The organism is Roseisolibacter agri (genome assembly GCF_030159095.1).
Lineage (GTDB): Bacteria > Gemmatimonadota > Gemmatimonadetes > Gemmatimonadales > Gemmatimonadaceae > Roseisolibacter > Roseisolibacter agri.
The window spans coordinates 656,580-676,625 of the sequence record NZ_BRXS01000004.1; the positions used below are offsets into that span (position 1 = coordinate 656,580).

General features: G+C 73.8%; 21 protein-coding genes. All 21 read left to right on the forward strand.

The annotated features are described in order from the left end of the window. Positions 1-40: 40 nt before the first annotated feature. The 21 genes from rosag_RS15050 (at position 41) to ptsP (ending at position 20,037) form a co-directional block, all read left to right on the forward strand. The gene (locus tag rosag_RS15050; RefSeq protein ID WP_284350966.1) at positions 41-1,660 is read left to right on the forward strand and encodes an acyl-CoA mutase large subunit family protein; all 1,620 of its coding nucleotides are present in this window, start codon (positions 41-43) and stop codon (positions 1,658-1,660) included. Continuing rightward, complete coding sequence (locus rosag_RS15055) at positions 1,657-3,402, forward strand: Ig-like domain-containing protein (RefSeq protein ID WP_284350967.1); 1,746 nt, start codon at positions 1,657-1,659, stop codon at positions 3,400-3,402. The genes rosag_RS15050 and rosag_RS15055 overlap by 4 nt, the downstream gene beginning before the upstream one ends. 75 nt (positions 3,403-3,477) lie before the next feature. After that, positions 3,478-3,825, forward strand: a complete 348-nt coding sequence (locus rosag_RS15060; RefSeq protein ID WP_284350968.1) for an FmdB family zinc ribbon protein — start codon at positions 3,478-3,480, stop codon at positions 3,823-3,825. Further along, positions 3,822-5,576 carry an arginine--tRNA ligase gene (argS, locus tag rosag_RS15065; protein ID WP_284350969.1) on the forward strand — a complete coding sequence of 585 codons (1,755 nt, stop codon included), beginning with the start codon at positions 3,822-3,824 and terminating at the stop codon, positions 5,574-5,576. The genes rosag_RS15060 and argS overlap by 4 nt, the downstream gene beginning before the upstream one ends. Positions 5,577-5,765: 189 nt before the next feature. Next, entirely contained in the window at positions 5,766-6,722 is a 957-nt protein-coding gene (locus rosag_RS15070) for a PfkB family carbohydrate kinase (protein ID WP_284350970.1), read from the forward strand. Beyond that, positions 6,719-7,747: a phosphoribosylformylglycinamidine cyclo-ligase gene (gene purM, locus rosag_RS15075; RefSeq protein WP_284350971.1), complete on the forward strand. Its 1,029-nt coding sequence runs from the start codon at positions 6,719-6,721 to the stop codon at positions 7,745-7,747. The genes rosag_RS15070 and purM overlap by 4 nt, the downstream gene beginning before the upstream one ends. A gap of 16 nt (positions 7,748-7,763) precedes the next feature. Next, complete coding sequence (locus rosag_RS15080) at positions 7,764-8,816, forward strand: hypothetical protein (protein WP_284350972.1); 1,053 nt, start codon at positions 7,764-7,766, stop codon at positions 8,814-8,816. A gap of 30 nt (positions 8,817-8,846) precedes the next feature. Beyond that, the gene (ribD, locus tag rosag_RS15085; RefSeq protein ID WP_284350973.1) at positions 8,847-9,998 is read left to right on the forward strand and encodes a bifunctional diaminohydroxyphosphoribosylaminopyrimidine deaminase/5-amino-6-(5-phosphoribosylamino)uracil reductase RibD; all 1,152 of its coding nucleotides are present in this window, start codon (positions 8,847-8,849) and stop codon (positions 9,996-9,998) included. 16 nt (positions 9,999-10,014) lie between these two features. Continuing rightward, positions 10,015-10,635 carry a riboflavin synthase gene (locus tag rosag_RS15090; protein WP_284350974.1) on the forward strand — a complete coding sequence of 207 codons (621 nt, stop codon included), beginning with the start codon at positions 10,015-10,017 and terminating at the stop codon, positions 10,633-10,635. Positions 10,636-10,646: 11 nt separating this feature from the next. Next, complete coding sequence (locus rosag_RS15095) at positions 10,647-11,849, forward strand: bifunctional 3,4-dihydroxy-2-butanone-4-phosphate synthase/GTP cyclohydrolase II (protein WP_284350975.1); 1,203 nt, start codon at positions 10,647-10,649, stop codon at positions 11,847-11,849. A gap of 50 nt (positions 11,850-11,899) precedes the next feature. Further along, positions 11,900-12,415, forward strand: a complete 516-nt coding sequence (gene ribH / locus rosag_RS15100; RefSeq protein WP_284350976.1) for a 6,7-dimethyl-8-ribityllumazine synthase — start codon at positions 11,900-11,902, stop codon at positions 12,413-12,415. Further along, on the forward strand, positions 12,415-12,828 hold the full coding sequence (gene nusB, locus rosag_RS15105) for a transcription antitermination factor NusB (protein WP_284350977.1): 414 nt from the start codon (positions 12,415-12,417) through the stop codon (positions 12,826-12,828). Before ribH ends, nusB begins: the two co-directional genes overlap by 1 nt. Then, a complete protein-coding gene (locus rosag_RS15110; RefSeq protein WP_284350978.1) occupies positions 12,825-13,925 on the forward strand; it encodes a glycosyltransferase family 4 protein in 1,101 nt (366 codons plus the stop codon). The genes nusB and rosag_RS15110 overlap by 4 nt, the downstream gene beginning before the upstream one ends. After that, entirely contained in the window at positions 13,922-14,416 is a 495-nt protein-coding gene (locus rosag_RS15115; protein WP_284350979.1) for an HPF/RaiA family ribosome-associated protein, read from the forward strand. The genes rosag_RS15110 and rosag_RS15115 overlap by 4 nt, the downstream gene beginning before the upstream one ends. Before the next feature lie 2 nt (positions 14,417-14,418). Continuing rightward, on the forward strand, positions 14,419-15,444 hold the full coding sequence (gene hprK / locus rosag_RS15120; protein ID WP_284350980.1) for an HPr(Ser) kinase/phosphatase: 1,026 nt from the start codon (positions 14,419-14,421) through the stop codon (positions 15,442-15,444). Beyond that, on the forward strand, positions 15,434-15,982 hold the full coding sequence (locus tag rosag_RS15125) for a PTS sugar transporter subunit IIA (protein WP_284350981.1): 549 nt from the start codon (positions 15,434-15,436) through the stop codon (positions 15,980-15,982). Before hprK ends, rosag_RS15125 begins: the two co-directional genes overlap by 11 nt. Continuing rightward, positions 15,972-16,481 carry a PTS sugar transporter subunit IIB gene (locus rosag_RS15130; RefSeq protein WP_284350982.1) on the forward strand — a complete coding sequence of 170 codons (510 nt, stop codon included), beginning with the start codon at positions 15,972-15,974 and terminating at the stop codon, positions 16,479-16,481. The genes rosag_RS15125 and rosag_RS15130 overlap by 11 nt, the downstream gene beginning before the upstream one ends. A 25-nt stretch (positions 16,482-16,506) precedes the next feature. Beyond that, positions 16,507-17,193, forward strand: a complete 687-nt coding sequence (locus rosag_RS15135) for a PTS sugar transporter subunit IIC (RefSeq protein ID WP_284350983.1) — start codon at positions 16,507-16,509, stop codon at positions 17,191-17,193. Beyond that, positions 17,190-18,014 (forward strand): PTS system mannose/fructose/sorbose family transporter subunit IID, encoded by an 825-nt coding sequence (locus rosag_RS15140; RefSeq protein ID WP_284350984.1) that lies wholly within the window; start codon positions 17,190-17,192, stop codon positions 18,012-18,014. Before rosag_RS15135 ends, rosag_RS15140 begins: the two co-directional genes overlap by 4 nt. Beyond that, positions 18,011-18,298 carry an HPr family phosphocarrier protein gene (locus tag rosag_RS15145; protein ID WP_284350985.1) on the forward strand — a complete coding sequence of 96 codons (288 nt, stop codon included), beginning with the start codon at positions 18,011-18,013 and terminating at the stop codon, positions 18,296-18,298. The genes rosag_RS15140 and rosag_RS15145 overlap by 4 nt, the downstream gene beginning before the upstream one ends. Then, complete coding sequence (gene ptsP, locus rosag_RS15150) at positions 18,298-20,037, forward strand: phosphoenolpyruvate--protein phosphotransferase (protein ID WP_284350986.1); 1,740 nt, start codon at positions 18,298-18,300, stop codon at positions 20,035-20,037. The genes rosag_RS15145 and ptsP overlap by 1 nt, the downstream gene beginning before the upstream one ends. The last annotated feature ends 9 nt before the right edge of the window (positions 20,038-20,046 follow it).

Genomic DNA, 20,046 nt, shown 5'->3' on the forward strand with positions numbered 1-20,046 from the left:
GGCGCTGCACCGCGCCATCCCGCCCGGCTAACTTCGGGGCATGTCCTCGCCTGCCGCCAAGCCGCCGATCGACGAGCGGCGCTCTCCCTCGGACCTGCCCGTGCCGGTCGTCGTGCGTCCCGAGGACGCGCCGATCGACTACGCGCGCGACCTCGCCGATCCCGGCCGCTTCCCGTTCACGCGCGGCGTTCAGCCGACGATGTACCGCGGGCGGCACTGGACCATGCGCCAGTACGCGGGGTTCGGCACCGCGTCCGAGACCAACGCGCGCTTCAAGCTGCTGCTGGCGGCGGGGCAGACGGGCCTCTCGACCGCGTTCGACCTGCCGACACAGATGGGCATCGACTCCGACTCGCCGCGCGCGCTGGGCGAGGTGGGGCGCGTGGGCGTGGCGATCGACACCGTCGAGGACATGCACGCGCTGCTGGCGGACCTGCCGCTGGACCGCGTGTCGACGTCGATGACGATCAACGCGACGGCGGCGATCCTGCTCGCGATGTACGTCGTGGTCGCGGAGGAGCGCGGCATCGACCGCGCGACGCTCTCCGGCACGACGCAGAACGACGTGCTGAAGGAGTACATCGCGCGCGGGACGTACATCTACCCGCCCGAGCCGTCGCTGTCGCTGATCGCGGAGATGTTCCGCTTCTGCGCGGCCGAGGTGCCGCAGTGGAACGCGATCTCGATCTCCGGCTACCACATCCGCGAGGCCGGCGCGACGGCGGTGCAGGAGGTCGCGTTCACCTTCGCCAACGCGATGGAGTACGTGCGCCGCGCGGTGGACGCGGGGCTGCCGGTGGACGCGTTCGCGCCGCGGCTGTCGTTCTTCTTCGCCGCGCACAACGACCTGTTCGAGGAGGTCGCGAAGTTCCGCGCCGCGCGCCGCCTGTACGCGCGGCTGATGCGCGATCGGTTCGGCGCCAGCGACGCGAGCGCGCGCCTGCGCTTCCACACGCAGACCGGCGGCGTGACGCTGCAGGCGCAGCAGCCGCTCAACAACGTCGTGCGCGTGACCGTGCAGGCGCTGGCCGCGGTGCTGGGCGGCACGCAGTCGCTGCACACGAACGGCTACGACGAGGCGCTCGCGCTGCCGACGGCCGAGGCGGCGACGCTGGCGCTGCGCACGCAGCAGGTGGTGGCGTACGAGAGCGGCGCCGCGCAGACCGTCGACCCGCTGGCGGGCAGCTACTACGTCGAGTCGCTGACGAACGAGCTGGAGGCGCGCGCGCTCGCGCTGCTGGAGGAGGTGGACGCGATGGGCGGCTCGCCCGAGGCGATCGCGCGCGGCTTCTTCCAGGAGGAGATCGCGCGCAGCGCGTACGAGCACCAGCTGCGCGTGGAGCGCGGCGAGACGGTGATCGTCGGCGTCAACAGGTTCGCCGACGGCGAGGAGCCGCCCGTGATCCCGGCGCCCGACTTCAGCGCGCTGGAGCGCTCGCAGGTCGCGCAGCTGGCCGAGGTGCGCCGCCGTCGCGACGGCGCGGCCGTCGAGCGGGCGCTGGCGGCGCTGCGCGAGGCCGCGGTGCCCTACGCGCAGCCCGGCGCCCAGCGGCCGCCGCTCATGCCGCTGATCATAGACGCGGTGCGCGCGCGGGCGTCGGTGGGCGAGATCTCGGACACGTTCGCGGACGTCTGGGGGCGGTACCGGCCGGTGGGGTGACGAGGCGGCTCCTCCGCGCGCTGCTGCTGGCCTCGAGCGTCGGCTGCGGCAGCGATCCGGTGGTCGAGACGCCCGGCGCTCCGGTGGCGCTGGAGCCCGTGTCGGCGCAGGACTTCACCTTCCAGGCCGGACCGGTAGCGACCGCGGAGCTGGCGGTGCGCGTGCGCGACGACGCGGGGCGGCCGGTGCCGGGCGTGACGGTGACGTGGGAGCCCGCGCAGCGCGTCGATCCCATCGTCACCAGCACCGACGCGCGCGGCGAGGCGCGGACGACCTGGCGCATCGGCACGCAGGCGACCGGCGTCGTGCCCGTCGAGGCGGTCGCCACGCTGACGACCGCGGCGGGCACGCGCACCGTGGGCTTCCGCGCGCGGGTGAACCCAGGGCCCGTCGTGCTCGCGACCGTGCTGCGCGCCGACACGCTGCCGCGCCGCACGGGGCTCGTGATCGAGGTCGGCCAGCGCGTCCGCTTCACCACGTTCGGCCGCGACTCGCTCGGCAACGCGGTGCAGGACGCGCCGGCCACCTGGTCGACGTCGAACCCGGCGCGCGCGACGATCGAGGCGACGACGGGGATCCTCACCGGCGTGGCGCAGGGCGCGGTGCGCGTCCTCGGCGCGATCCCTACGGCGAGCCCGGTGCCCAATGCGACCGCGCTGATCGTCGACGCGCTGCGCTCGCGCGAGGTCGCGGCGGGCGCGAACTGGTCGTGCGCGCTCGACGCCGCGGGCGCCGCATCGTGCTGGGGCGCGCGCTTCACGGGTGCGTTCGCGCCCGCGGACTCGGTCGTCGCGCCGCGCGCGGTGCTGCCGGGCGTGCGCCTGTCGGCGCTGACGGGCGCGGGCGCGGCGGTCTGCGCGCTCGACGGGGGCGCCGACGTCGCGTGGTGCTGGCGCGGGCGCGAGACGGGCGTCGCGGCACCCGTGCCGCTCGATCCGCAGCGGGCGATCGCCGGCGGCGGGCTGCGTGCGCTGGCGGTCGGCGACCGACAGGTCTGCGCGGCGGACGCCGTGGGAGCGGTGCGCTGCGCCGCGTTCGTCGTCCGCACGGCGACCGAGGGCGGGGATCTCGACGTCCGCGCACCGGCGGCGATCGTGCTGCCGGGCGCGGCGCGCCGGCTGGCCGCGTCGGACTCGCTCACCTGCGCGGCGCTCGACGAAGGCGTGCACTGCTGGCCGACGTCCGCGGCGCTCATGTTCGGCGCCGCGGCGCGCGTCGAGGGCAGCGGGCCGGCGACCCTGCTCGACCTCTCGCCGACGCGGCTCTGCACGGGCGACGCCGAGGGGCGCGTGCGCTGCGCGCCGCGCGTCGGCACCGGCTTCGGCGCGTGGGCCGACGCGCTGCCGGCGCCCGTGCGCCAGCTCGCGGTGGGCGCCTACGTGACCTGCGGCATCGCGGGCGACGGGCGGCTGCTGTGCGCCGGCACCAACGCCGCCGGGCTGCTGCAGCGCCGCGACTTCGACCCGCCCACCACGCAGCTCGACGCGCCGTCGCCGGACGGGACGGGCTGGTCCGCGGTCGCGGTGAGCGACGAGCTGATGCCCCCCGACCAGGTGGGGCTCGTGCCCTTCGCGCCGCACGCCTGCGCGATCACCGGCGCCGGCCGGACCTACTGCTGGGGCGCCAACGTCCGCGCGCAGCTCGGCGTCCCGAACGAGTTCCCGTGCGGCAACCGGCCGTCGGTGCCGTGCAGCCCGACGCCGCTGCCAGTCCCGTCGCGCCCCACCGCGGCCGCGCGCTGACGGCCGCGCCTTGAAGGGCGCTCCGGGCCCGGGTATTCTTCGGGGCTTCGCACACCCACGATAAGTCCCGACGTCATGCCGACTTACGAGTTCCGCTGCCCCAACGGGCACAACTTCGAGCAGTTCCATCGCATCAGCGACGCGCCGAGCACCGCCGAGTGCCCGACCTGTGGCGCGGTGGCGGAGCGCGCGATCTCGGGCGGTGCGGGCCTCGTCTTCAAGGGGAGCGGCTTCTACCTCACCGACTACGGCAAGAACGCGCACCGCACGAGCGGCCCCGCGAACAAGTCGTCGGCCGAGTCCTCGTCGTCCAGCTCGTCCGGGAACGGCGCGTCGGGCGGCGAGTCGAAGCCGGCGTCCCCGAAGTCGGACGGGTCGGCCACCTCGTCGTCGGGCGGCTCCGCGAGCAAGGCGTCCGAATGAACGGCGCCGACCGGATCCGGGACGAGCTGCGGCGCGCGGCGAGCGCGATCGGGGCCGGCGACGACGTCGACGTGGTGCTGGAGCGGCCGCGCGACCCGTCGTTCGGCGACTGGACGACGAACCTCGCGATGACGCTCGCGCGCACGCTCAAGCGCAAGCCGCGCGACATCGCCGACGCGCTGATCGCCGAGATGCAGCTCGGCGACGCGGGCGTGCGGGCGGCCGAGGTGGCGGGCGCGGGCTTCATCAACTTCCGGCTCGATCCCGCGTTCGTCGCCCGTGGCATCGCGCCCATCCTCGAGCGCGACCAGCAGTTCGGCCGCGACGGCACCTGGGCGGGCGAGCCGGTGGTCGTCGAGTTCGTGAGCGCCAACCCGACCGGCCCGCTCCACGTCGGCCACGGGCGCCAGGCCGCGCTCGGCGACGCGATCGCGACGCTGCTCGAGTGGACGGGCTGGAAGGTCTCGCGCGAGTTCTACTACAACGACGCGGGCGCGCAGATCGAGAACCTGGCGAAGAGCACGTGGGTGCGCACCGCGCAGCTCGCGGGGATCGACGCGCCCATTCCGGAAGGCGGCTACAACGGCGAGTACATCCGCGAGATCGCGGAGACGTACGTGCGCGAGCACGACATGCCGCCGGTGGACGTGCTGCGCGAGGGCGTGGACGCGATCAACGCCGGCCGCCGCCCGCACGACCTCGCGCTGCTGGAGGCGATGCGCAAGCACGCCGTCGCCGCGCTGCGTGCGGAGCAGAACCTCGACCTGCAGGCGTTCGGCGTGGCGTTCGACACGTACTACCTCGAGTCGTCGCTGTACGCGCCGGGATCGGCCGCGCAGATCGCGCCCGACCTGCACGTGGACGGCGACGCGAGCGCGGTGGACGCCACCGTGCAGGCGATCGTCCGCAACGGCGCGACGTACGAGGAGGACGGCGCGCTCTTCCTGCGCACGACGCAGTGGGGCGACGACAAGGACCGCGTGATGCGCAAGAGCGCGGCGAAGGGCGGCGACTTCACCTACTTCGTGCCCGACGTCGCGTACCACGTGACGAAGTGGGAGCGCGGCTTCCGGCGCGCGATCAACGTGCAGGGGAGCGACCACCACGGCACCACCGCGCGCGTGCGCGCGGGGCTGCAGGCGCTCGGCGTCGGCGTGCCGCCGGGCTATCCCGAGTACGTGCTGCACCAGATGGTGACGGTGACCCGCGGCGGCGAGGAGGTGAAGATCTCCAAGCGTGCGGGCAGCTACGTCACCGTGCGCGACCTGATCGACTGGGTGGGCCGCGACGGCGTGCGCTACTTCTACCTGCAGCGGAAGGGCGACTCGCACCTCGTGTTCGACGTCGACCTCGCGCGCTCGCAGAGCGAGGAGAACCCGATCTACCGCATCCAGATGGCGCACGCGCGGATGAGCGGGATCTTCCGCCAGGGCGGCCTCGACGCGGCGACGTTCGACTTCTCGGGCGTCGACTTCGCGCAGCTCGCCGAGCCGGCCGAGCAGGAGCTGGTGAACGCGCTCGTCGACTTCCCGCGCATCGTGTCGCAGTCGGCCGAGAACCTGGAGCCGCACCGGCTCGCGGGCTACCTGCTGGAGACGGCGGGCCTCGTGCACGGCTGGTACCACAAGCACCACGTGCTCGGGCAGGAGGCGCCGCTGATGACCGCGCGCCTCGCGCTCGCCCGCGCCGCGCAGATCGTGCTCAGGAACGGCCTCTCGATTCTGGGCATCTCCGCGCCTGACCGGATGTAAGGCGCGAGACGACGGAGGACGGCGAAGCGGAGCACGATGAGGCGGAGGACGGAAGGGCGTGAGACGATGAGGCGGAATCGCGCCTGAAGCTTCGCGCTGGTAGGGTCCGCCCGATCGTCTCACGCTCCATCGTCCTCCGTCGTATCGTTCTCCGCCGTTCCGTCCTCCGCCCTCTCAGCTCTCTCTCTCATGTCGGTTCTGGTTGTAGGTTCCGTCGCCCTCGACTCCGTCGAGACGCCGTTCGGCAAGGCCGAAGAGGTCCTCGGCGGCTCGGCGACCATGTTCGCGTCGTCGGCCTGCCACTTCGGGCCCGTGCAGCTGGTCGGCGTCGTCGGCAGCGACTACCCGATGGCGAAGCTGGAGCCGCTGCGCGCGCGCGGCGTGGACCTCGCGGGGCTGGAGCAGGCCGAGGGCGAGAGCTTCCGCTGGCGCGCGCGCTACCGCCACGACCTCAACTCGGCGGAGACGCTCGAGACGCGGCTCGGCGTGTTCTCGCACTTCCGGCCGCAGATCCCCGAGGCGTTCCGCAACGCGCCGTACGTGTTCCTCGGGAACATCGACCCGCGGCTGCAGCGCGACGTGCTGCGCCAGGTCGCGCGCCCCAAGCTGGTGGCGTGCGACACGATGAACTTCTGGATCGAGAGCCGGCGCGCCGACCTGCTCGACCTGCTCGGCCACGTCGACCTGATCACGCTCAACGACGCTGAGGCGCGGCAGCTCACCGAGGAGGCGAACCTCGTGAAGGCGGCGCGCTGGATCATGGCGCGCGGGCCCAAGCACGTCGTGATCAAGAAGGGCGAGCACGGCGCGTTCCTCTTCTCGGGCGAGTCGATCTTCTTCGCGCCCGCCTATCCGCTCGAGTCGATCTTCGATCCGACCGGTGCAGGCGACTCGTTCGCGGGCGGCTTCATCGGCTGGCTGGCCGCGACGGACGACCTGAGCGAGGCGAACATGCGGCGTGCCGTCGTCTACGGCTCGGCGATGGGCTCGTTCGCGGTCGAGGCATTCTCGAACGAGCGCACGATCGCGCTCACGCTGCCCGAGATCGACCGCCGCGTGGCCGAGTTCCGCCAGCTCGTCGCGTTCGAGACGGTGCTCGACGCGGTGCCCACGAATGGCGGGGGCGCGGTCGGAGCACGGACATGAGCGAGACGCCGTTGACGTACGGCGCGGCGGGCGTCGACCTCGAGGCCGCGGAGGCGTCGAAGAACCGCCTCAAGGCGCTCGTCGAGAGCACGATGACCGCGGGCACGCGCGGCCGGTTCGGCGGCTTCGGCGGCATGTTCCGCATGCCGGCCGGTGCGCGCGCGCCGCTGCTCGTCTCGAGCGCCGACGGCGTGGGGACCAAGGTCAAGGTCGCGGTCGAGGCGGGGAGGCTCGACACCGTGGGCCACGACCTCGTGAACCACTGCGTCAACGACATTCTCGTGCAGGGCGCGACGCCGCTCTTCTTCCTCGACTACGTCGCGTTCGGCAAGCTGGAGCCGGCGAACGTCGAGGCCGTGGTCGCGGGTGTCGCGACGGGCTGCCGCGAGAACGGCTGCGCGCTCGTCGGCGGCGAGACCGCCGAGATGCCCGGCGTCTACACGCCGCCCGACTTCGACCTCGCGGGCTTCATCGTCGGCTGGGTCGAGGAGGACGCCGTGCTCGGCTCCGAGCGCGTGCGCGAGGGCGATGTGCTCATCGGCTTCGCGAGCTCGGGGCTGCACACCAACGGTTACTCGCTCGCGCGGCGGATCGTCTCCGAGCGTCTGCGTCTCGGCGCGCACGACCGCTTCCCGGAGAGCGACGGCACGGTGGCCGACGCCTTGCTCTCCGTGCACCGGTCGTATCTGCCGGCGCTCAAGCCGGTGCTCGATCGCGTGCACGCGATGGCGCACATCACCGGCGGCGGGCTGCCCGGCAATCTCAATCGCGCGCTGCCCGAGCATCTCGACGCGGTGGTCGACACCTCGTCGTGGGAGGTGCCGTCGCTCTTCCGCGTGCTCGGTGATGCAGGACACGTCCCACGGGACGAGCTGTTCCGAACGTTCAACATGGGCGTCGGGCTGGTGGCGCTCGTGGCGCCGGAACATGCCGACGCCGTGCTCGCCGCCGCGTCGGCGGCCTCGGTGCCCGCGTGGCGCCTGGGACACGTGACGTCGGGCGGCGGGCACGTCATCCTGACGTAGCCGAGGAGAGTCCGTCGTGTCGTCTCGCCGCACCCGCACCCGCCGTTCCCGCATCGCCGTCCTCGCCGCCGCGAGCGCCGCGCTCACGTTCACCGCGCCCTCCGCGCACGCGCAGGCGAACAGCTGCCCCGGCGGCTCGTCGACCTCGCCCGACCAGATCCGCCAGGACGCCTGCCAGAAGGCGATCGACCTGTTCGCGTTCATGGCGCCGCAGCTCGGCGCGTCCATCACGGGCGGCAACACGATCCTCGGCAGCGGCGGCGCGCTCGGTGGGCTCGGGCACTTCAGCATCGGGCTGCGCGCGAACGTCATCAGCGGGCAGCTCCCGCAGACGGAGAACGTCACGCTCAGCCTGCAGGGACGGACGGCGAGCGACTTCAATCCGAAGAAGCAGGTCCTCGGACTGCCGAGCGCGGAGGCCGCGATCGGGATCTTCAAGGGGATCCCGGTCGGGCTGACGAACGTCGGCGGCATCGACGTGCTGCTGAGCGCCTTCTACGTCCCCGACGTCGACGAGGACGGCGTCTCGCTCTCGACGACGGACGGTTCGGTGAAGCTCGGCTACGGCGCGCGCCTCGGCATCCTGCAGGAGACGGCGATCGTGCCGGGCGTCGCGGTGTCGATCCTGAAGCGCGACCTGCCGACGTCGAACCTCACCGCGCGCGTCGGCAGCGCCGACTCGGTGCGCGTCGAGGACTTCAAGGCGAGCACCACGTCGTGGCGCCTGGTCGCGAGCAAGCGCTTCATGCTGCTCGGCTTCTCGGCGGGCGCGGGGCAGGACAAGTACGACGCGTCGGCGCGCGCGTCGGCGTACATCGCGCCGCGGCCCGTGGGCGGCGGCATCCCGCTCGCGGTCGGCTTCGACGGCGACGTCGCCTCGGCGAAGCAGGAGCTGACGCGCACCAACGTGTTCGGCGGGCTGTCGCTGAACTTCCCGTTCGTGCGCCTCGCCGGCGAGATCGGCCGCGCGTCCGGCGGCAGCGTGCCCGCGACCTTCAACACGTTCGGCGACCGCAAGCCGGACGACGCGTACACCTACGGCTCCGTGGGCGTGCGCGTGCAGTTCTGATGGCGGCGGCGCCGCGCCGGTGACGGCCTGGTGACGACGGCCCTCCCGACGGAGACGTCGTCCGCCGACGCGCGCTTCATGCGCCGCGCGCTGCAGCTCGCGCGGCGCGGCCGGGGATGGACGGCGCCGAACCCGATGGTCGGCGCCGTCGTCGTTCGCGATGGCGTCGTCGTGGGCGAAGGCTGGCACGAGCGCTACGGCGGCCCGCACGCCGAGGTGCACGCGCTGCGCGCCGCGGGCGCGGCGGCGCAGGGCGCGACCGTCTACGTCACGCTCGAGCCCTGCAACCACCACGGCAAGACGCCGCCGTGCACCGACGCGCTGCTGGCCGCGGGCGTGGCGCGCGTGGTGATCGCCGTCGCCGACCCGATGCCGCTCGCCGCGGGCGGCGCCGATCGCCTGCGCGCCGCGGGCGTGCGGGTGGACGTCGGCGTGCTGGCGTCCGAGGCGCGCGAGCTCAACGCGTCGTTCCTGCACGCCGCGATCGGCGCCGAGCGGCCCTGGGTGACGCTCAAGCTCGCGCTGTCGCTGGACGGCGCGCTGGCCGACCACACGCGCGGACCCGGCTGGCTCACGGGGCCCACCGCGCGCCGCGCCGTCCACCGCATGCGCGCGGACCGCGACGCGGTCGCCGTCGGGATCGGCACCGCGCTCGCCGACGACCCCGGCCTCACCGTGCGCCACGCGACGCCGCCGCGCGTGCCGCCGCTGCGCGTCGTCTTCGACCGGACGCTGCGGCTGCCGCTGGACGGCCAGCTCGTGCGCACCGCCCGCGAGGTGCCCGTGGCGGTCGTCTGCGGCCCGACGGCCGATCCCGCGCGCGCCGCCGCGCTCGCGGCGGCCGGGGTGACGGTGCTCCCCGCGCGCGACGCCCGCGACGGGCTCCGGCTGCTGCGCCGCGATCACGACGTCCGCGACCTGATGGTCGAGGGTGGGGCCGGGCTCGCCGGCGCGCTCTGGAGGCAGGGGCTGGTGGACCGGCTGGTTATCTTCCAGGCGCCGGTCGTGCTGGGCGACGACACCGTTCGACCGTTCGCCGGCGTGACGGGCCTGCGCGCGGCGACCGCGCCGCGCCTGCCCGTGGTCGCCCGCCGCGCCGTCGGCGACGACCTGATGACCGTGTACGCCGTCCACCCCGCGCCGGGCGCGGGTCCGGAGAGCCGGACGGGGCACGCCACCTAGAAGCCGCCGAGGGCGCGTGTTCACCGGACTGGTCGACGACGTCGGACTGATCGAGCGGGTGGAGGAGACGGAGGCGGGGCGCGAGTTCCGCATCCGCAGCCGCTACACGGGGCTCGTGGAGGGAGAGAGCATCGCCTGCGACGGCGTCTGCCTCACGGTGCGCGGGTTCGGCGCGACGGAGGACGGCAGCTGGTTCACCGTCGCCGCCGTCGTCCCCACGCTCGGCCGCACGGCGCTGGGGCGCTGGACCGAGGGGCGCCGCGTCAACCTCGAGCGCGCCATGCGTGCGGGCGACCGCCTCGGCGGCCACCTGGTCCAGGGGCACGTCGACGGCGTCGGCATCGTTCGCGCGGTGGAGCGGCAGGGCGACGCGTGGCTCATCGACGTCGACGTGCCGGCCGAGATCGACCCGCTGCTGGTGCCGCACGGCTCCATCACGATCGACGGCGTCAGCCTGACCGTGAACGCGCTGCCCGCGCCGGGCGTGCTGCAGCTCTCCATCATCGAGTACACGCACCGCCACACCACGCTGGGGCTGCGGCAGCCGGGCGATCCGGTGCACGTCGAGGCCGACATGATCGGCAAGCACGTGCAGCGGCTGCTCGCGCCGTACCTCGCGTCTCTTTCCAGGGTTTGAGGTCCAGCATCATGCCATTCGGCACCATCGAGCAGGCCATCGACGACATCCGCGCCGGGAAGTTCGTCGTGGTGGCCGACGACGAGGATCGCGAGAACGAGGGGGACCTCATCTGCGCGGCGGAGCACGTCACGCCGGAGATGGTCAACTTCCTCCTCGGCGCGAAGGGCATGATCTGCCTCGCGCTCACGACGGAGCGCTGCGCGCAGCTCGACCTGCCGCTGATGAGCGAGAACAACACCGAGGCGATGCGCACCGCGTTCACGGTGAGCATCGACGCGGCGCCGCGCTTCGGCGTGACGACCGGCATCAGCGCCGCCGATCGCGCGGCGACGATCCGCGTCGCGGTCGACCCGGACAGCGGGCCGCGCGACCTCGTGCGCCCGGGCCACATCCACCCGCTCCGCGCGCGCGACGGCGGCGTGCTGACGCGCGTCGGACACACGGAGGCCGCGGTCGATCTCGCGCGGCTCGCGGGCTGCGCGCCGGCCGGCGTGATCTGCGAGATCCTCAACGAGGACGGCACCACCGCGCGCCGCCCGCAGCTGGAAGCGTTCGCGGAGAAGCACGGGCTGACGTTCGTGACCGTCGCGCAGCTCGTCGCGCACCGGCTCAAGACGGAGCGCTTGGTGCATCGCGTCGCCGAGGCGCGGCTGCCCACCGATCAGGGCGAGTGGCGCATCATCGGCTACCGCAACCAGGTGGACGAGCACGAGCACGTGGCGCTCGTGCACGGCGACCTGGGCGACGGCGAGGGCGTGCTGGTGCGCATGCACTCGAAGTGCCTCACGGGCGACGTCTTCCACTCGCAGCGCTGCGACTGCGGCTGGCAGCTGCACCGCGCGATGGAGCTGATCACCGAGGCGGGGCGCGGCGTGATCGTCTACCTCGACCAGGAAGGGCGGGGCATCGGCCTGCTGAACAAGATCAAGGCGTACGAGCTGCAGGACCGCGGCGCCGACACGGTCGAGGCCAACGAGCGCCTCGGCTTCAAGCCGGACCTGCGCAACTACGGCATCGGCTCGCAGATCCTGCTCGACCTGGGGCTCAAGTCCATCCGCGTGATGACGAACAACCCGCGGAAGCTGGTGGGCGTCGAGGGCTACGGGCTGGAGCTGCAGGAGAGCGTGCGCCTGCAGGCGCCGACGAACGAGGAGAACGCCAGCTATCTCGCGACCAAGCGCGCCAAGCTTGGACACCTGCTGGCGTCGTGAACCGCCGCGCCCTGCCGGTTATACTTCCGGCCGACCCTGATCCTGGATCCATGCCCGAGTTCGTCGGCACCCCCAGCGGCGAAGGCCGCCGCTTCGCGGTGGTCGCCAGCCGCTTCAACGAGACCATCACGCAGAAGCTCGCCGAAGGCGCGGTGGACGCGTTCACGCGCCACGGCGCCGCCTTCGACGACGTCGACGTGATCTGGGTGCCCGGCGCGTGGGAGCTGCCGGCCGCGGTGCGCCACGTGCTCGCGAGCGGCCGCTACGACGCCGCCGTCGCGATCGGCGCGGTGGTCCGCGGCGAGACGCCGCACTTCGACATCGTCGCCGGAGAGGCAGCGCGCGGCGTGGCCGACGCGGGCGCGGAGTACGACGTCCCGGTCACGCTCGGCCTGCTCACGACGGACGACATGGCGCAGGCCGAGGCGCGCGCGGGTGGCGCGCACGGCAACAAGGGATGGGACGCGGCGATGGCGGCGATGGAGATGGCCGACCTGTTCGCGATGCTCGACTCCGCGGCCGAGGCCGAGGGCGAGCTGGCCGGCGGCGACGAGGACGCGGGCTGATGGCCCGCATCGAGAGCCGCGCGCGCGGCCGCGCGCTGCAGGCGCTGTACGCCTGGGACGTGCGCGGCCAGGAAGGGCTGGAGCGCGTGGCGACGACGGTGTGGGACGACCTCGCGATCGGGCCCGAGGAGCGCAAGTTCGCGTCGCAGATCGTCGGTGTCGTGATGCGGCAGGGCGCGGACATCGACGCCGCGCTGACCGAGGTCACCGCCAACTGGCGGCTGGAGCGCTTGGGCGCGATCGAGCGGTGCGTGCTGCGCCTGGCGGCCGCGGAGCTCATTCGCGGCGAGACGCCGCCGAAGGTCGTGATCCAGGAGGCCGTGCGCCTCGCGGAGCGCTACGGCAGCGCGCAGAGCGCGCGCTTCGTGAACGGCGTGGTGGACGCGCTGGCGCGTCGCATGGGACGGCTTTGAGGATCCTGCTCGTCAACTGGCAGGACCGCGAGAACCCGCAGGCGGGCGGCGCCGAGATCCACCTGCACGAGGTGTACGGCCGCGTCGCGGCCCTCGGTCACGAGGTGTCGCTGGTGTGCGGCGGCTGGCCGGGCTGCCCGGCGCGCGCACGTCTCGACGGCATCGACGTGTACCGCGTGGGCACGCGGCAGACCTTCCCGTTCCTGGCCCGGCGCTTCGCGCGCCGCGTGGTGCGCCCGGAGCGCTTCGACGTGCTGGTCGAGGACATCAACAAGGTCCCCGTGTACGCGGGCACGTGGGGCGCGCCGCGGACGGTGGGGCTGGTGCCGCACCTGTTCGGCGACACGGTGTTCCAGGAGGCGCCGCTGCCGCTGGCCGCCGCCGTCTGGCTGGCCGAGCGGCCACTCCCGTGGGCGTACCGCGGCATGCCCTTCCAGGCCATCAGCGAGAGCACCGCGGAGGACCTGGCCGCGCGCGGCATCCCGCGCGAGCTGGTCCGCGTGATCTACTGCGGGATCGACGCGCGGGCGTTCACGCCCGACGCCTCGCGCCGGTCGCCGACGCCGCTCTTCGCGTATCTGGGCCGGCTGCGGCGCTACAAGGGCGTGGACCTGGTGATCCGGGCGTTCGCGCGGGTGCAGGACCCCGCGGCGCGGCTCGTCATCGCCGGCAGCGGGGACTACCGGCCCGAGCTCGAGCGGCTCGTGGACTCGCTTGCGCTCTCCGGGCGCGTCGAGTTTCTTGGGTTCATCGGCGAGGCCGAGAAGCTGGACCTGTTGCGCCGTGCCTGGGCGCTCGCGTTCGCGTCGCCGAAGGAGGGGTGGGGGATCACGAACCTCGAAGCCGCCGCGTGCGCCACGCCGGTCGTCGCCTCCAATTCGCCAGGGCTCCGCGAGAGCGTCCGCGACGGCGAGACCGGCTTCCTCGTCCCCCACGGGGACGTCGCCGCGATGGCCGCCCGCTTCGAGGAGCTGGCCGCCTCCCCCTCGCTGGTCGCGACGCTCGGCGCGCAGGGCCGACGGTTCGCCGAGACGTTCACGTGGGAGCGCGCCGCGCAGGAGACGGCCGCGCATCTCGCCGAGGTGGTCGACGCATGAGCGCGCCCGCTGGCGTGTCGCAGCGGGGCGCGGAGGAGGGTAGCCCATTGCACATCGTCTTCCAGATCCATCACGCGGACGCGAGCGAGACCCTGCAGCAGAAGGCGGCGCGGGCCATCGAGAAGCTCGCGACGAGGCTGCGCGGCGCGGTGGACGCGACGGTGCGCATCGCCGGCGACGGCGCGATGCAGCGGGTGGACATCACGCTGCGCCGGCCCCGCCGCAAGGCGCTGGTGGCGGCGGGCTCCGACCGCCAGGTGGATGGGGCGCTCGCGCAGGCGCTGGCCGCGCTGGAGTCGCAGATCGCGCACGTGCGCGCGGCCGGGCTGCGCCGCGTGCGCCGGCTGATGGACGGCGGCCGGCCCGACGCGCGGCCGGCGCGCGCCCGCCGCATCGCGGCCGGCAACGCGGCCGACGCGGCGGCGGCCGCCGCCGTGCCCATGGTCCTGCTGACGGTCGAGGGTGGGGCCGAGGGGGCGCTCGAAGCGTGAACGTGAAGCTGACGGTACGCCAGCTGCTCGACCGGCTGGGCACGACGCTGCCGCTCGAGCAGATCGGCGATCCCGTCGGCCTCGAACGCCAGATCACGAGCCCCGAGGCGGCCAGCCCGGGGCTCGTCCTGTCGGGCTACTTCAACCGCTTCCCGCACGAGCGCATCCAGGTCTTCGGCGAGACGGAGGTCACGTACCTCAACTCGCGCGACGCCGCGTCGCGTCGCGCCGCGCTGGAGACGTTCTTCTCGTTCCCGATCCCCTGCGTGTTCATCACGAAGGGGCAGGAGGCACCCGAGGGCTTCCTGGAGCTCGCGGGCCGCAGCGGCGTCGCGGTGCTGCGCACGGCGTGCAAGACGGCGGAGTTCTACCGCCTCATCAAGCCGCTGCTCACCGAGGAGTTCGCGCCGACGGTGACGCTGCACGGATCGCTCGCGGACGTCTTCGGCGTCGGCCTGTTCTTCACCGGGCAGAGCGGCATCGGCAAGAGCGAGTGCGTGCTCGATCTCGTGGAGCGCGGGCATCGGCTCGTGGCCGACGACCTGGTGATCGTGAAGCGGCGCGGCAACGACGTGCTGATCGGCCGTGGGCACGAGCTGCAGCGGCACTTCATGGAGATCCGCGGCATCGGGCTGATCGACATCCCGGCGATCTTCGGCATCCGCGCGGTGCGTCAGCAGAAGCGCCTCGAGGTCGTCGTGCACCTCGAGGAGTGGAACCAGGAGGCGGTGGTCGATCGCACGGGGCTCGACGGCGAGACGCACACGATCCTCGACGTCGAGCTGCCGCAGATCCGCGTGCCGCTCAATCCCGGCAAGAACATCACGGTGATCGCCGAGGTGATCGCCATGAACCACCTGCTGCGCTACAGCGGCGTGAACCCGGCGGAGGCGTTCAACCAGCGCCTGATCACGCGCATGCGCGCCGCGTCGGGCGACGGCGACGGCCAGGCGCCGCGCGCACCGGCCGGCATCGCGCACGCGCACGAGGCGGACCTCCGCCGCTATCTCCAGGAAGATGACGAGTAGCGCCACGGACGCCGCCTCGGACGCGCCCACGCCGGGTGCGCCCACGGCGGCCGCGCTGGCGGTCGTCGCCGGCCACGGCGACTTCGCGGCGGGGCTCATCTCCGCCGTCGCGCAGATCACCGGGCGCGGCGACCTGCTGCTGCCGGTCACGAACCGCGGGCTCGGCCCCGCGGAGATCGACGCCGCGCTGCGCGAGGCGGTGCAGCATGCGTCGGTGCGCGTGATCTTCACCGACCTGCCGGCCGGCAGCTGCACCATCGCGTCGCGCCGGCTGCTGCGCGAGCGACCGGACCTGCGCCTCGTCACCGGCGCGAACCTGCCGGCCGTCCTCGACTTCGTGATGGCGAGCGATCCAGCGCCGTCCGACGCCGCGGTCGAAGCGCCGGCAGCCACGGAGGCGCAGGCGCAGGCGCTCGCGCGCGCGGTGGAGCGCGGGCGCGGCGCGCTCGTCGTCGTCGCGCCGCCCGCGGCACCGGCATCGCCCCCGCTGGCCACGTCCACCGCTGCACCCGGCCCGGAGGTCGGCGGTGCCCGTTGAGATCTACCGGATCGACGACCGCCTGATCCACGGACAGGTGGTGGTGGGGTGGGGACGACCGCTCGACATCGGCTTCATCGTCCTCGTGGACGACGAGGTCGCGGCCAGCGAGTGGGAGCAGGAGCTCTACCGCATGGGCGTGCCGCCGGAGATGGAGGTCTTCTTCCACGACGTGGACGACGCGGCGCGCGTGCACGCGCGCTATCGCACCGATCCGCGCCACGGCATCGTGCTCACCGGCGACGTCGACACGATGCGGCGCCTCGTGCAGGCGGTCGCCGTCGCCGATCCCGCGGGGGCGATCCGCGACGTGAACGTCGGCGGCATCCACCACCGCCCGGGGCGCGCGCAGCGGCTGCGCTTCGTCTTCGTCACGCCGGACGAGGAGCGCGAGCTGCGCGCGCTCGCTGCGGGGGGCGTGAACGTCAGCGCGCAGGACGTGCCGAGCGGGCGTCCCGTGCCGCTCGACGACGTGCTGTCGGGGCGCGGGATCGACTGATGCGGGCACCCCGGATGGTCCGCGCGTGAGCCCCGACGGCGACCTGCTCCGGCTGGCGTTCCTCGGCGCGCTGCTGGGCCTCGACGTGGTCAGCTTCCCGCAGGCCCAGGTCTCGCGGCCGCTCGTCGCGGCGACCCTGGCCGGCGCGCTCGTCGGCGACTCGATGGCGGGGCTGCTGGTCGGCGCGGTGCTGGAGCTGTTCGCGCTCGAGACGCTCCCCGTGGGCGCGTCGCGCTATCCGGAGTGGGGCTCGGCCGCGGTGGTGGGCGGCGGGCTGTTCGCGCAGCAGGCGAGCAGCTCGGCGGGCGCGCTCTGCCTCAGCGTGCTCGCGGGGCTCGCGACCGCCTGGGTCAGCGGCGAGTCGATGGTGCTGCTGCGCCGCCTCAACGGCCAGCTCGCGCGCGCGCACCTCGACCGGCTGGCCGCGGGCTCGGCGCGCAGCGTCGTCGGGCTGCAGATGGCGGGGCTCGGTGGGGATCTCGTGCGCGGCTTCGCGCTCACGGTCGCGGCGCTCGGCATCGCGCAGCCGCTGGTGCGGCTCGCGATCGGCACGTGGGGCGTGGACCAGCGCTGGTCGCAGGCGTTCGTCGTCACGCTGGCCGCGATCGTCGCCGGCGGCGCGGTCTGGAAGCTCGTGCACGCCGTGCCGCGCGCCCGCTGGCTCTTCCTGGGCGGGCTGGTGGTCGGACTCGTGGCGATGTGGCTGTGGTGAGCGCCGCGACGCCCCGCGATCCCGGGCCGTCCGCGGCGCCGGTGCCGCCGTCGCCGCCCCCGCGCGCGACGCCGGTCGCCCTGCCGTTCGGTACCCGGGCCTCTATCTTCCTGCGGCTGCTCGCCATCCAGGCCTCGTGGAACTACGAGATCCTGCTCGGCACGGGCATCGGCTTCTGCACGGAGCCGGCGCTGCGTCTGCTGCCGGGCGGGAAGGGCGGACCGGCGTACCGCGCCGCGCTGGCGCGGCACAGCCAGTACTTCAACGCCCATCCGTACCTGGCGGCGGTCGCGGTGGGCGCGCTGATCCGCGCGGAGCTCGACGGAACGCCGCCCGCGCGCATCGAGCGGTTCCGCACGGCGCTGTGCGGACCGCTCGGCAGCGTGGGAGACCGGCTCGTCTGGGCGGCGTGGCTTCCGTTCTGCTCGCTCGTGGGGCTGCTGCTGTTCGGGCTCGGCGCGGGACCGGGGTGGGTGGTGGGGGGCTTCCTCGTGCTCTACAACGTCGGCCACTTCGCGCTGCGCGCGTGGGGGCTGCGCGTGGGGCTCGAGCGCGGGATGCAGGTGGCGGGCGCGCTCGGCAACCCGGTGCTGCGCTACGGCCCGCAGTGGCTTAGCCAGGCCGCCGCGTTCACGGGCGGTGCGGCGCTGCCGCTCGCGCTCTCGCGCGCGGTCGGCTCGGGCCGCGTGCTCCTCGGTGGCGTCGTCGCGACGGTCGTGATCGGCGCCGTGCTCATCACACGCCTGCACGGCCGGGTCGAGGGATGGCGCGTCGCCATCGGCGCGCTCGCGGCCTTCGTCCTCTACTCGCTCCTCCGATGATGGTCGAACCCCCGATGACGATCGAACGCTCGGTCCAGATCATCAACAAGCTGGGCGTGCACGCGCGCCCGGCGGCGGAGATCGTGAAGGCCGCCGCCCGGTTCAAGAGCGACATCACCATCTCGCGCGACGACATGGAGGTCAACGGCAAGAGCATCATGGGCGTCATGATGCTCGCCGCCGAGTGCGGGTCGACCATCACGCTGCGCGCGAGCGGGCCCGACGCCTCCGAGGCGGTCGCCGCCATCGAATCGCTGGTCCACGCCAAGTTCGGGGAGACGTAGTGAGCGTCCGCTTCTCCGGCATCCCCGCGTCGCCCGGCATCGTCGTCGGGCCGGTGCATCTCCTGCGCTGGGAGGTGCCCGACGTCCCGCACCGCATCGTCGGCGACGACCACGTCGACGAGGAGCTGGCGCGCCTGCACGACGCCTTCGCGCGCGCGCGCGAGCGTCTGCAGCTGGTGCGCGCGCGCGCCGAGCGCCACGCGGGCCCGGAGGAGGCGGCGATCTTCGACGTCCAGCTCTCCATCCTGCAGGACGTCTCGCTGGTCGAGCACGTGGACTCGCTGATCCGCCAGAACCTGGGCGCCGAGAAGGCGTTCGACCTGGCGATGCTGGAGTGGCGGCAGAACTTCGCGCGGCATCCGCACGCCATGCTGCGCGAGCGCGTGGGCGACCTGGTGGACGTGCACATCCGCGTGCTCTCCATCCTGCTGGGCCTCGGCGACCACGACCCGGTGGACGTGCCCAAGGGCGCGTGCGCGATCCTCGTCACCCACGACCTCACGCCGTCGCTGACGGTGCAGCTGGACCGCGAGGCGATCGCCGCGATCGCGACCGACGCCGGCACCAACACCTCGCACATCGCCATCCTGGCGCGCTCGCTCGGCCTGCCCGCGGTGGTGGGGCTGCGCGAGGCGACGGCGCGCCTGCGCGGCGGCGAGCGCGCGGTGCTCGACGGCAACGCCGGCACGCTCACCATCGCGCCCGACGCGCGCGAGGTCGAGGAGTTCCGCTCGCGCGCGCTGCTGGAGGAGCAGGAGGCCGCGGAGCTGCGGCAGCTGGCCGAGCTGGAGTCGGTGACGCTGGACGGCGTGCGCGTGACGCTGCGCGCCAACGTCGACCTGCCCGAGGAGGCGGACCTGGCCGCCACCAGCGGCGCCGAGGGCGTGGGGCTGATGCGCACCGAGTTCCTCGTCGTCGGGCGCGCGACGATGCCGGACGAGGAGGAGCAGTACCGCGCCTACGCGCGCGTCGTGAACGCGTTCGGCGGACGCCCGGTCGTCATCCGCACGTACGACGTGGGCGGCGACAAGCTGCCCGTCGGCGGCCATCCCACGGAGGCCAACCCGTTCCTCGGGTGGCGCGCGATCCGGATGTGCCTCGACGAGCCGGAGCTGTTCCGCGCCCAGCTGCGCGCGCTGCTGCGCGCCGCGCTGCACGGCGACGTGCGCATCATGCTGCCGCTGATCGTGGGGCTGCAGGAGGTGCGCGACGCGCGCGCGCTGATGGCGCAGGCGGCCGACGAGCTGCGCGCGCGCGGCGTCCCGTTCCGCGACGACGTGCCCCTGGGCATGATGGTCGAGACGCCGGCGGCGGCGCTCGCGGCGGACACGTTCCGCGGCGCCGTGGACTTCTTCAGCATCGGCACCAACGACCTGGTGCAGTACACGCTGGCGGTCGACCGTGGCAACGCGCAGCTCGCGCCGCGCTTCACGCCGCTGCATCCGGCGGTGCTGCGCCTGATCGCGCACGTCGTGCGCACGGGCGGCGAGATGGGCATCGACGTCGCGGTGTGCGGCGAGATGGCCTCGCAGCCGATCATGGCGTACGCGCTCGTCGGCCTGGGGCTCCGCCAGCTCAGCGTCGGCCCGCGCAGCGTGCTCGCGGTGAAGCGCATCGTGCGCGGCGTCGACGCGTCGGAGGCGGCGCAGGCGGCGCAGGCGGCGATGGCCGCGTCCACCGCGCACGACGCCGAGCGCATCCTCCACGAGGCGCTCGACCGCGCCTTCGGACGGGCCTGAGGGCGGCGC